Source organism: Streptomyces sp. NPDC044921 (assembly GCF_056432865.1).
Map to the genome: position 1 here is coordinate 272,744 of NZ_JBWKIF010000010.1, position 11,771 is coordinate 284,514.

At 74.2% G+C, this 11,771-nt stretch carries 9 protein-coding genes; 7 read left to right on the top strand and 2 right to left on the bottom strand.

Features of this window, described 5'->3' with window-relative positions:
* Nucleotides 1–11 precede the first annotated feature (11 nt).
* The 7 genes from AC07DA_RS18485 (at nucleotide 12) to AC07DA_RS18515 (ending at nucleotide 10,708) form a co-directional block, all read left to right on the top strand.
* The gene (locus AC07DA_RS18485; protein ID WP_479129208.1) at nucleotides 12–1,415 is read left to right on the top strand and encodes a nitrate/nitrite transporter; all 1,404 of its coding nucleotides are present in this window, start codon (nucleotides 12–14) and stop codon (nucleotides 1,413–1,415) included.
* Entirely contained in the window at nucleotides 1,408–3,501 is a 2,094-nt protein-coding gene (locus tag AC07DA_RS18490; RefSeq protein ID WP_479129209.1) for a molybdopterin oxidoreductase family protein, read from the top strand. Before AC07DA_RS18485 ends, AC07DA_RS18490 begins: the two co-directional genes overlap by 8 nt.
* An 8-nt stretch (nucleotides 3,502–3,509) precedes the next feature.
* A complete protein-coding gene (locus AC07DA_RS18495) occupies nucleotides 3,510–4,901 on the top strand; it encodes an FAD-dependent oxidoreductase (RefSeq protein ID WP_479129210.1) in 1,392 nt (463 codons plus the stop codon).
* On the top strand, nucleotides 4,898–6,154 hold the full coding sequence (locus AC07DA_RS18500; protein ID WP_479129211.1) for an FAD-dependent oxidoreductase: 1,257 nt from the start codon (nucleotides 4,898–4,900) through the stop codon (nucleotides 6,152–6,154). Before AC07DA_RS18495 ends, AC07DA_RS18500 begins: the two co-directional genes overlap by 4 nt.
* Nucleotides 6,155–6,276: 122 nt before the next feature.
* Nucleotides 6,277–7,842 carry a carboxylesterase/lipase family protein gene (locus tag AC07DA_RS18505; RefSeq protein WP_479129212.1) on the top strand — a complete coding sequence of 522 codons (1,566 nt, stop codon included), beginning with the start codon at nucleotides 6,277–6,279 and terminating at the stop codon, nucleotides 7,840–7,842.
* 52 nt (nucleotides 7,843–7,894) lie between these two features.
* Entirely contained in the window at nucleotides 7,895–9,748 is a 1,854-nt protein-coding gene (asnB, locus tag AC07DA_RS18510; protein ID WP_479129213.1) for an asparagine synthase (glutamine-hydrolyzing), read from the top strand.
* Between the two features lie 99 nt (nucleotides 9,749–9,847).
* Nucleotides 9,848–10,708, top strand: coding sequence for an arylamine N-acetyltransferase family protein (locus tag AC07DA_RS18515; RefSeq protein ID WP_479129214.1), 861 nt, complete (start codon nucleotides 9,848–9,850; stop codon nucleotides 10,706–10,708).
* Between the two features lie 65 nt (nucleotides 10,709–10,773).
* Here the strand turns inward: AC07DA_RS18515 and AC07DA_RS18520 are convergent, their stop codons facing one another.
* Together AC07DA_RS18520 and AC07DA_RS18525 are read right to left on the bottom strand one after the other, a co-directional pair.
* Nucleotides 10,774–11,295 (bottom strand): shikimate kinase, encoded by a 522-nt coding sequence (locus AC07DA_RS18520; protein WP_479129215.1) that lies wholly within the window; start codon nucleotides 11,293–11,295, stop codon nucleotides 10,774–10,776.
* Nucleotides 11,292–11,771, bottom strand: a 480-nt coding sequence (locus AC07DA_RS18525) for a chorismate synthase (RefSeq protein ID WP_479129216.1), incomplete at its 5' end; no start/stop codon positions are given. The genes AC07DA_RS18525 and AC07DA_RS18520, both read right to left, overlap by 4 nt.

Sequence of the window (11,771 nt, forward strand, 5' to 3'; positions counted from 1 at the left end):
GAGCTGCCCCGATGACGGCACTGCGCGCCTCCCGACGCCGGATCGAGCACTGGGATCCGGAGGACGAGGAGTTCTGGGAGCGCACCGGCAAGCACGTCGCACGACGCAACCTCGTCCTGTCCGTCCTCTCCGAGCACATCGGGTTCTCGATCTGGAGCATGTGGTCGGTCCTGGTGCTGTTCATGTCCCCGGCCATCGGTCTGGGCTTCGCGCCGAGCGAGAAGTTCCTGCTGGTGGTCACCCCCACCCTGGTGGGCGCGCTGCTGCGTCTGCCCTACAGCCACGCGGTGACCCGCTTCGGCGGGCGCGACTGGACCGTCTTCAGCTCGGCCCTGCTGTTCGTACCGGCCCTGCTGGCGCTGTACTTCGTCCAGCGGCCCGGCACACCCCTGTGGGTGTTCCTGCTCATCGCCGCGACCGCGGGCGTCGGCGGCGGCAACTTCGCCTCCTCGACCACCAACATCGCCCTCTTCTTCCCCCGGCGGCACCAGGGCTGGGCACTCGGCCTCAACGCCGGCGGCGGCAACCTGGGCGTCGCCGTCATCCAGCTCGTCGGACTGCTGGTCATCGCCACCGCGGGCGACACCCACCCCGCCTACGTGATCGCCGCCTACCTGCCGCTGATCGCGCTGGCCGCCCTGCTCGCGGCGCTCGGCATGGACAACGTCGACACCGGCCCGGCCACGTCCGGCGTGCTGCGCGAGGCGGTGGGCGACCGGCACACCTGGTGGATCTCGCTGCTGTACCTCGGCACGTTCGGCTCGTTCATCGGCTACGGCTTCGCCTTCGGGCTCGTCCTGCAGAACCAGTTCGGCTCCACACCGCTGGAGGCCGTCGGCTACACCTTCCTCGGGCCGCTGCTCGGCTCGCTGTCCCGGCCGCTCGGCGGCCTGCTCGCCGACCGCTTCGGCGGAGCGCGGGTCACCTGCTGGAACTTCCTCGCCATGGGCGCCGGCACCCTCCTGCTGCTGGTGGCCTCGGCGCACGACTCCCTCGCGCTGTTCGTGGCCGTCTTCACGGTGCTGTTCGTCCTCAGCGGCCTGGGCAACGGGTCCACCTACAAGCTGATCCCGGTGGTCTTCGCCGGGCAGGCGGAGGCCGCCGTCACCGCCGGCCACGACGCGACCGAGGCCTTCGCCCGCGCCCGGCGCCTGACCGGCGCGGTCATCGGCATCGCCGGTGCCGTCGGCGCCCTCGGCGGCGTCGTCGTCAACCTGGCCTTCCGGGTGTCCTACGGCAGCCAGGGCACGGGCGAGCCCGCCTTCTGGTTCTTCCTCGCCTTCTACGCGGTGTGCGTGACCGTCACCCGCCGGGTCTACCTGCGCTCCCCGCACGGCACCCCGCCGGGCGGCGGGCGGGACCCGCGGCGGGCCGGGCGCGGGGCCGCCGAGCCGTCGGAGGTCAGCCGTGCCTGACACCGCGCCGCGCGGCAGCGTGGCCACGCACTGCCCGTACTGCGCCCTGCAGTGCGGCACCCGCCTCGGCCACGACGCCCGGGGCACCGTGGTGGAGCCCTCCGACTTCCCCGTCAACGACGGCAGCCTGTGCCAGAAGGGCTGGACCGCGCCCACCCTGCTCGACGTCCCGGACCGGCTGCGCCGCCCCCTGGTGCGGGGCGCGGACGGCCGACTCGCCCCGGCCGACTGGGACACCGCGCTGGACACGGTCGCCGCGCGGCTGCGGCGGATCCGCGACGAGCACGGGCCGGACGCCCTGGCGGTGTTCGGCGGGGGCGGCCTGACCAACGAGAAGGCCTACCTGCTGGGCAAGTTCGCCCGGCTCGCCCTCGGCACCAGCCAGATCGACTACAACGGCCGGTTCTGCATGTCCTCGGCCGCCGCGGCCGGGAACGCCGCCTTCGGTCTGGACCGCGGGCTGCCGTTCCCCGTCGCCGACCTCGACGCGGCGGACACGATCCTGCTCGCCGGCGCCAACCCCGCCGAGACCATGCCCCCGCTGATGCGGCACCTGCGCAACGCGGACCTGATCGTCATCGACCCCCGCCGCACCAAGACCGCCGAACGGGCCGCCCTGCACCTGCAACCGGTGCCCGGCACCGACCTCGCGCTGGCCCTGGGCCTGCTGCACATCGCCGTGAGCGACGGCTGGTGCGACAAGGAGTACGTCCAGGAACGCACCACCGGCTTCGACGCGGCCTGGCGGCGCGCCGTCACCTGGTGGCCCGAGCGCGTCGAACAGGTCACCGGCGTCCCCGTCGCCGAACAGCGCGCCGCCGTCGAACTGCTGGGCGAGGCGCGCCGGGCCTACGTGCTGACCGGCCGGGGCGCCGAGCAGCACAGCAAGGGCGCCGACACCGCCGCGGCCTTCATCAACCTCGCCCTCGCCCTGGGGCTGCCCGGGGTCGCCGGAAGCGGCTACGGCTGCCTGACGGGGCAGGGCAACGGGCAGGGGGGCCGCGAGCACGGGCAGAAGGCCGACCAGCTGCCCGGCTACCGCATGATCACCGACCCGGAGGCCCGGGCCCACGTCGCCCGCGTGTGGGACACCACCCCGGACGCCCTGCCCGGCCCCGGCCGCAGCGCCTACGAGCTGCTCGACGCGCTCGGCACCGAGGGCGGCCCGCGCGCCCTGCTGGTCTTCGGCTCCAACCCGCTCGTGTCCGCGCCCCGTTCCGCCCACGTCGCCGAGCGACTGGCCGCCCTCGACCTGCTGGTGGTGGCCGACTTCGTGCCCTCGGAGACCGCGCGCACGGCCGACGTGGTCCTCCCCGTCGCCCAGTGGGCGGAGGAGGAGGGCACCCTGACCAACCTGGAGGGCCGGGTGCTGCGCCGGCGCCGGCTGCTGCCCCCGCCGAAGGGCGTGCGCACCGACCTGGAGGTCCTGCACGGCCTCGCGGTCCGGCTCGGCGAACCGGCCCACCGCTACCCGACCGCGCCGCGCCAGGTCTTCGAGGAACTGCGACGCGCCTCGCGGGGCGGCAAGGCGGACTACTCCGGCATCAGCTACGAGCGCCTGGACGCGGGGGAGGCCCTGCACTGGCCCTGCCCCGAACGCCCCGGCGGACCACCGCATCCGGGGACGCCCCGCCTCTTCCTCGACGGCTTCGCCACCCCCGACGGGCGCGCCCGGTTCGCCGAGGTCGACCACCGCGACCCGGCCGAGACACCCGACGCCGACCACCCCCTGTACGCCACCACCGGCCGCGTCCTCGCCCACTACCAGTCCGGCGCGCAGACCCGCCGCGTGCCCGAACTCAACGCCGCCGCCCCCGAACCGTTCGTCGAGATCCACCCCGACACCGCCGAGCGCGCCGGGCTGCGCGAGGGCGGCACGGCCCGCGTCACCTCGGCCCGCGGCACCACGGTCGCCCGGGTGCGGCTGGTCGGCAGCATGCGTACCGACACGGTGTTCCTGCCCTTCCACCACCCCGGCACCGGCCGGGCCAACCTGATCACCAGCACCGCCCTCGACCCCCGCAGCCGGATGCCCGAGTTCAAGGTCTGCGCCGTGCGCATCGAACCCGGCACCGACGCGTCGTGAGGCCCGCCATGCCCGACTCGCACCACGTCCTCGTCGTCGGCCACGGCCCCGCGGCCCACCGGCTCGTCGAGCGGCTGTCCCGGCTCGGTCACCCGGGCCCGGTCACCGTCCTCGGCGCCGAGCCGCGGCCGGCCTACCACCGGCCCCTGCTGACCTCCGTCCTCGACGGCACGCTCACCGCCCGGGACCTGGAACTGCCCACCCCGCCCGACGGCGTGCGCGTCAGACCCGGCGTCACCGCCACGGCCGTCGACCGCGCCCGCCGCCTGGTCAGCACCGGCACGGGCGAGACGCTCCGCTACGACCGGCTGGTGCTGGCCACCGGGGCCCGGCCCCGCGTCCCGCGGCTGCCCGGTCTGCTCACCGCGGACGGCCGGTGCACCGAGGGCGCCACCACCCTGCGCACCCCCGACGACGCCGAACGGCTCGCGGACGGGCCCGTGGTGGTGCTCGGCGGCGGCGTCCTCGGCACCGAGGCCGCCCTGGCGCTGCTGCGCGCCGGCCGCGACGTCACCCTCGTGCACCCCGGACCGCACCCCCTGGACGACCGGCTCGACGACACGGCCGGAGCCCTGCTCGCCGGTCACCTCCGCTCCGCCGGCGCCCGCCTGCGCCTGGCACGCGCCGCCGTGGAGTACCGGCCCGGCAAGCTGGTCCTCGACGACGGCGAGGTCCTGCCGGCCGACGCGCTCGCACTGTGCACCGGCGCCGCGCCCGAGACCGCGCTCGCCCGGCGGGCCGGACTGACCGTGCGCGCGGGGGTGGTCGTCGACCGGCACCTGCGCACCAGCGACCCGTACATCCACGCCATCGGGGACTGCGCGGAGTTCGGCGGCGAGGTCCCCGGTCTCGTCACGACCGCCTGGGACCAGGCCGACACCCTCGCCCGGATCCTCACCGGCCACGACACCCACCACCGCGCCGCCCGTCCCGTGCTGCGGCTGAAGGCGCCCGGCTTCGACCTGGCCTGCCTCGGCCCTCCCGAACCGCCGGAGGCCGACCGGCACGTCACGCTGTCCGACCCCGCCCGCGGCCGCTACGCCGCTCTCGCCCTCGCCGGGGAACGCGTCGCGGGCGCCGTCCTCGTCGGACTGCCGCGCGCCACCGCCGCGCTCACCCAGCTGTACACGCGTGACCTGCCGGTGCCGTCCGACCGGCTGCACCTCCTGCTGGGCACCGCGGCCGGCGCACGACCCGCCCGCGTCGGACTGCCGGACGCGGCGGTGCTCTGCCACTGCAACCACGTCACCAAGGCCGCCCTGCTCCGCGCCTGGCACGACGGCGCCCGCGACCTGGCCGCGATCGCCGCCGCGACCCGGGCCACCACCGGCTGCGGAGGCTGCGCGGACGACGTGCGCCTGGTCCTCGCGTCCGCGACCGGAGGGAACGGCGACCCATGACCCGCACCCCGCGCACCCTGGTCGTCGTCGGGCACGGCATGACCGGCCACCGCCTCGTCGAGCACCTGCGGGCCCACGACCGGCACGGCACCTGGCGCGTCGTCGTCCTGGCCGAGGAGCCCCGCCCCGCCTACAACCGGGTCGCCCTGTCGTCCTACCTGGAGGGCAGGAGCGCCGCCGACCTCACCCTCGCCGGCCGCGACTTCCTCACCGACCGCCTGGTGGAGCTGCGCACGGCCGCCCCGGTGACCGGCATCGACCGCCGCACGCGTACCGTCACCACCGCCGACGGCACGGTCACCCGCTACGACGCCCTGGTGCTGGCCACCGGGTCACGGCCGTTCGTGCCGCCCGTCCCGGGCCACGACCTGCCCGGCTGCTTCGTCTACCGCACCTTCGACGACCTCGACGCCCTGCGTGCGGCGGCCCGCGAGGGCGGCACCGGTGTCGTGGTCGGCGGCGGCCTGCTGGGCCTGGAGGCCGCCAACGCGCTGCGCCTGCTCGGCGTACGGCCCCACGTCGTGGAACTCGCGCCGCGTCTGATGCCGGTGCAGCTCGACGACGGGGGAGCGCGCGTGCTCACCCGGCTCGTCACCGGTCTCGGCCTGCGGGTGCACTGCGGCACCGCCGTCCGCGAGGTCCGCGCCGCCGCCGACGGGCGGGTCGGCGGGGTCACGCTCACCGACGGCACCGCGCTCGACGCACGGCTGGTGGTGTTCTCCGCGGGTGTGCGCCCCCGCGACGACCTGGCCGGCCCCGCCGGGCTCGCGACGGGCGGACGCGGCGGCTTCCTCGTCGACGGTCTGTGCCGCACCCCGGACCCGGCCGTGTGGGCCGTCGGCGAGTGCGCGGCCGTGGAGGGCCGTACCTACGGGCTGGTGGCACCCGGCTACCGGATGGCCGAACTGGTCGCCGACCAGCTGCTCGGCCGCCCCACGACCCCCTTCGCCGACCCCGACACCGCTACCAAGCTCAAACTCCTCGGCGTCGACGTGGCCAGCTTCGGCGACGCCCACGCCGAGACCGAGGGCGCCCTGCAGTACGTCCTGCGCGACGACAGCGCCGGCACGTACGCCAAGCTCGTCCTCGACCCGGAGGGACGGATCCTGCGCGGCGGCGTGCTCGCCGGGGACGCCTCCGCCTACCGCACGCTGCGCGCCCTGACCGGCCGGGAACTGACCGCCCCGCCCGACCGGTTGCTGTCGGCACCGGGCCACGGCGGCCGTCCGCCCCGCGCGGCGGACGCGGCCTGACTTGACGGAGTAGCGGCCGCCGGTTGGCGGCCGGCCCGGCACGGGAGCGACGATCACTGTGCTCCATGGTGCGTGCCGCGCCGCCCCCGACAACGCCGAGGCGGGAAGTGAGGGTTCACCAGATGCCCAGTCGCACAGTGGTCGTCCGGACGACGGCGGGACGAGTGGCGGGGGAGCGGACCGACGGACTCACCGTCTTCCGGGGCGTGCCCTACGCGGCTCCGCCGGTCGGCGCGCTGCGGTTCTGCTCGCCCCGGCCGCCCGAGCCCTGGCAGGGCGTGCGGGACGCCACCGCGTTCGCCACCCCCTCCCTCCAGGGCGACTACCTGCCCGACAGCGGCGAGGACAGCCTGTACGCCAACGTGTGGACCCCGGACGTGGACGGCCGCCTGCCGGTCCTCGTCTACGTCCACGGCGGCGGCTGGATGCTCGGCGCGGGCAGCGAGCCCGACTACGACGGGGCGCGCACCGCCGTCCACGGCCGGCTGGTCGTCGTCACCTTCAACTACCGTCTGGGCGCGTTCGGCTGGGGACTGCACGAGGAACTCACCGACCCGGACACGGGCTCCTGCGCCAACTGGGGCCTGCAGGACCAGGCCGCGCTCGTGCGCTGGGTCCGCGACAACGCGGCCGCGTTCGGCGGCGACCCGGACAACATCACCGTCGCCGGCACCTCGGCGGGCGGCTCCAGCACCTGGCAGCTGGCCCTGCTGCCCGAACTGCGCGACACCATCCGCAGGATCGTCCCGATCAGCGTCAAGCACGTGTGGGAGCCCGCCAGTTCCACCACCCCCGAGGAGTCCCGCCGGGTCTACGAGCACCTCGCCCGCGCGTTCGGCACGACCGTGCCCGGACTGCGCGCCGTACCGGCCGCCGAACTGCGGGACGCCTGGGACGAGGTGTACGCGGCCCGCCCCACCGAGCGGTTCGTGCACGGCGGCCGCGAATACCGGGGGCCGGTCGTCGACGGGCGGTGGATGCGCGGCTACGACCACGCGCTGCCGACGCCGGGCCTGCCCATGATGCCGATCTACTGCCGCACCGAGGGCTCCTTCTTCACCACCGGACCCGGATACCCCTACCAGGGGCCGCACCCCCGCGACGAGGCGGGGCTGCGCGCCGCCGTCCGGGAGGTGCTCGAGAAGGGCGCGGCCAAGGTCACCGACGAGCAGGTGGAGGACTGCATCGCCCACTACCGCCGGGCGTCCGAGGCGGAGGGCCTGCCCCGGGACCCGGTGTCGCTGTGGACGCAGGTGTGGGGCGACGGGCTGTTCCGCTACCAGATCGTCCGGCTGGCCGAACGGCACGCCCGCGAGGGCGACCCCACCACCGCGCCGCAGTACCTGATGGAGTTCGCCCACCCGCTCAGACCGCCGTACGCCGGCACCACCCCGCACGAGGCCGTCGCGAAGTTCCTCTTCGGCACCTTCGCGCTGCCCGTCAACGCACCCGCCTACGGCGACGGACCACTGGAGCGGCGGATCTCCGACACCCTGATCGACCTGGTCGCGTCCTTCGCCCGAGGCGGGACACCGAGCAGCGCGCACACGCCCGCCTGGCCGGTGTTCGGCCCGGACCGGCCCAGCGTGATGGTCCTCGGCGGCGAGCGGGTGGCACGCATCGGCACGGTGTCGGCGCAGGCCCACCTGGCGTACTGGGACCGCGCCGGCTGGGTGCCGCGGCCCTGACACCCCCTGCCCGGCCATACACCACGACAGCAACGAAAGGACTGGGACTTCGATGTGCGGACTCGCAGGCTGGGTCGCCTACGACCACGATCTGTCGGCGCACGGCGGTACGGCGTCGGCGATGACGGAGACGCTGGCGTGCCGGGGACCCGACGACCGCGGCGTGTGGATCGCGCCGCACGCGATCCTCGGGCACCGCCGCCTCTCCATCATCGACCTGGAGGGCGGACGCCAGCCCATGCACGTCACCGGCGAGAGCGACGGCCTCCCCGTCCTCGTCTACACCGGCGAGGTGTACAACTACCGCGAGCTGAAGGAGGAACTCGCCGGCCTCGGCCACGCGTTCCGCACCTCCAGCGACACGGAGGTCGTCCTGCACGCCTACCTGGAGTGGGGCGAGCACTTCGCCGAACGCCTCAACGGCATGTACGCCCTCGCCCTGTGGGACCCGCGCACCGAGGAACTGCTGCTGGTCCGCGACCGCATGGGCGTCAAGCCGCTCTTCTACTACCCGACCCCCGACGGCGTCCTGTTCGGCTCCGAGGCCAAGGCCATCCTGGCGCACCCCGACGCCGAGGCGGTCGTCGACCGTGAGGGCCTGGCGGAGATCTTCGCCATCATCAACACCCCCGGCCACGCCGTCTTCAAGGGCATGCACGAGGTCGTGCCCGGCACGGTCGTGCGCTTCCACCGCGGCGGCCACACCACCCGCACCTACTGGCAGCTGGAGGCCCGCCCGCACACCGACGACCTCGACACCACCGTCACGCGGATCCGCGAACTCCTCGAGGACATCGTCGAACGCCAGCTCATCGCCGATGTGAAGGTCGGCACCCTGCTCTCCGGCGGCCTCGACTCCAGCGCCATCACCGCGCTCGCCGCCAAGGTCTTCCGCGACCAGGGCAAGCAGGAACGCATCAAGGCCTTCTCCGTCGACTTCAAGAACAACGAGGAGAACTTCCGCGGCAACGGCATCTGGATGGACCCGGACACCCCGTACGCGGTCGACGTCGCCCGGCACTCCGGCGCCGAGCACGTCATCGTCGAGCTGGAGAACCACCACGTCCTGGACGAGGACGTGCGCGCGCGGGTGCTGCGCGCGCAGGACCTGCCCATCTCCACCGGCGACATGGAGCACTCCCTCTACCACCTGTGCAAGGCCCTCAAGGAGCAGGTGACCGTCGCCCTGTCCGGCGAGACCGCGGACGAACTCTTCGGCGGCTACAACTGGTTCTTCGACAAGGAGGCCGTGGAGGGCGACACCTTCCCCTGGTACGACGCCTGGCGCCGGCTCGGCGGCCTGGACACCATGAAGGAGATCGGCCTCTGGGACCGGCTCGGCCTCGACGAGTACGTCGCCAAGCGGTACGCCGAGGCCCTCGCCGAAGTGCCGCGCCTGGAGGGCGAGTCCGCGCAGGAAGCGCGGATGCGGGAGCTGTCGTACCTCAACATCAGCCGCTGGGAGAACTTCCTGCTGGACCGCAAGGACCGCATCAGCATGGCCGCGAGCCTGGAGGTGCGGGTGCCGTTCACGGACCACCGGCTGGTGGAGTACGTCTTCAACGTGCCGTGGGCCATGAAGACCTTCGACGGCCGCGAGAAGAGCCTGCTGCGCGCCGCCGCGAGCCACGTCCTGCCCGAGTCGGTGCTGGAACGCAAGAAGAGCCCCTATCCCTCCACCCAGGACGTGGAGTACGTGCGCGCCCTGCGCGCCAAGGTCGAGGCCCTGCTCGACGATTCGCCCGTGCTCGACCTCGTGCCGGCCGAGGGCATCCGCAAGCTGCTGGACAAGCCCGTCGAGTCCTACGCCGGTCTCGGCGGCCTGTGGGGCATGCGGGCCGTGATGGAGCGCCTGGTCGAGTTCGACGCGTGGGTGAAGGAGTACGACGTCCGCGTGGAGTGGTGACACGCCCCCGGCACGGCGTGCGGCGCGCGGCACCCGGACGGGCCGCGCGCCGCACGCCGTGCGATCCCACCTCCCTCTCGCGCCGGCGGAAGGACGCTCATGGACACCTCATCAGACCTGCCCCTCGTGGTCGACGACTCCCCCGAGTGGGGCAGCAAACGGCTCGACCTCGACGCCTACCTCGCCCGCATCGGCTACCACGGACCGCGCCACGCCTCGCTCACGGTGCTCCGCGCGCTCCACCGCGCCCACCGGGACTCCGTCTGCTTCGAGAACGTCGACATCGCCCTGGGGCGCACGGTCTCCCTCGACATCGACGCCGTCCAGCGCAAGATCGTCCAGGCGGGCCGGGGCGGCTACTGCTACGAGACGAACCTGCTGTTCGCCGCCGCCCTGGACCGCTTCGGCTTCCCGGTCACCCGGCTCCTGGTCCGCATCCGCGAGGGCAGCGCCAAACGCCGGTTCCGCTCCCACACGGCCCTGCTGGTGCGGGCGGACGACACGGTGTGGCTGGCCGACCCCGGCTACGGCTACGCGTCGCTCATCGAGCCCCTCGCCCTCCGGCCGGGAGCGGAGAGCACGGTCGCCGGCTGGTCGTGGCGGCTGACGACCGAGGACGGCCACTGGCTCCTGCAGTACCTGCGGCCCGAAGGCTGGTTCGACATCTACGCCTTCCGCACCGAACCCCAGTACGCCGTCGACTTCGAGGCCGCCCACTACGTCAGCTCGACCCGTCCCGGCTCGCCGTTCGTCGGCCAGCTCGTGGTCCAGCGGGCCAACGACGAGGAACGCCACCGGCTGAAGAACAACGAGTTCGTCACCGAGTACCGCGACGGCGAGCAGCGGGTACGCCTGCTGAGCCCCCAGGAGGCCGTGGACACCGTGCGCACCACCTTCGGGCTCCCGCTCACCCCCGAGGAGCAGCGGCTGCTGCACGACTTCCTCGCCGCACGGCGGTGACGGCCGGCCGCACGGACATGCGAGAACTCCCCGCCTCACGGACGGGGAGTTCTCGCATGGGGGCTTCAGGCCCGCGCCGCTCGTGGGGCCAGCGCCGCCAGCACGGCCTCCGCGACGCGCTCCGGGGTGCACCCGCTGGTGTCGACGACCGCCCGGGCGACCCCGGCGTAGAGCGGACGGCGTGCCACGGCCAGCGCACTCCACCGCCGGTGCGGATCACCGGCCAGCAGCGGCCGGCCCGGGTCATGGCCGATCCGCCGGACCGCCTCGCCGGCGTCCGCGTCGAGGAAGACCACCGGCAGCCCGGTCAGCAGCGCCCGGGTCCCCGGATCGAGGATGGCGCCGCCGCCGAGGGCGAGCACGCCGTCGTGCTCGGCGAGCGCCTTGCGCACGGCGTCCTTCTCGACCGCCCGGAAGACGGCCTCGCCCTCGTCGACGAAGATCTCGGCGATGGACCGGCCCCGCGCGGCGACGATGTCGTCGTCGGTGTCCCGGTAGGACACCCCGAGCCGCCCGGCCAGCAACTGCCCGACGGTGGACTTGCCCACACCCATCGGGCCGACCAGCACGACCAGCGGCCCGCTCATCGGATGGCGAGGTGGTCGAGGTACGAAGTGACGTTGCGGCGGGTCTCCGCCACACTGTCGCCACCGAACTTCTCCGCCACCGCGTCCGCCAGCACCAGCGCCACCATCGCCTCGGCCACGATCCCCGCGGCCGGGACCGCGGAGACGTCGGAACGCTGATGGTGGGCCTGCGCGGCCTCACCGGTGGTGACGTCCACCGTCTGCAGAGCACGCGGCACGGTGGCGATCGGCTTCATCGCCGCCCGCACCCGCAGCACCTCACCCGTGGTCAGACCGCCCTCGGTGCCACCCGAACGGCCCGAGGTACGCCGGATGCCCTCATCGGTCCCCACGATCTCGTCGTGCGCCTTGGACCCCGGCACCCGGGCCAGCTCGAAGCCGTCGCCGACCTCGACACCCTTGATCGCCTGGATGCCCATCAGCGCACCCGCCAGCCGGGCGTCGAGCCTGCGGTCCCAGTGCACGTGCGAACCCAG

Coding starts and splice junctions, on each gene's coding strand:
- AC07DA_RS18485 (WP_479129208.1), top strand. CDS start 12: ATGACGGCACTGCGCGCCTCCCGACGCCGGATCGAGCACTGGGATCCG.
- AC07DA_RS18495 (WP_479129210.1), top strand. CDS start 3,510: ATGCCCGACTCGCACCACGTCCTCGTCGTCGGCCACGGCCCCGCGGCC.
- AC07DA_RS18500 (WP_479129211.1), top strand. CDS start 4,898: ATGACCCGCACCCCGCGCACCCTGGTCGTCGTCGGGCACGGCATGACC.
- AC07DA_RS18505 (WP_479129212.1), top strand. CDS start 6,277: ATGCCCAGTCGCACAGTGGTCGTCCGGACGACGGCGGGACGAGTGGCG.
- asnB (WP_479129213.1), top strand. CDS start 7,895: ATGTGCGGACTCGCAGGCTGGGTCGCCTACGACCACGATCTGTCGGCG.
- AC07DA_RS18515 (WP_479129214.1), top strand. CDS start 9,848: ATGGACACCTCATCAGACCTGCCCCTCGTGGTCGACGACTCCCCCGAG.
- AC07DA_RS18520 (WP_479129215.1), bottom strand. CDS start 11,295: ATGAGCGGGCCGCTGGTCGTGCTGGTCGGCCCGATGGGTGTGGGCAAG.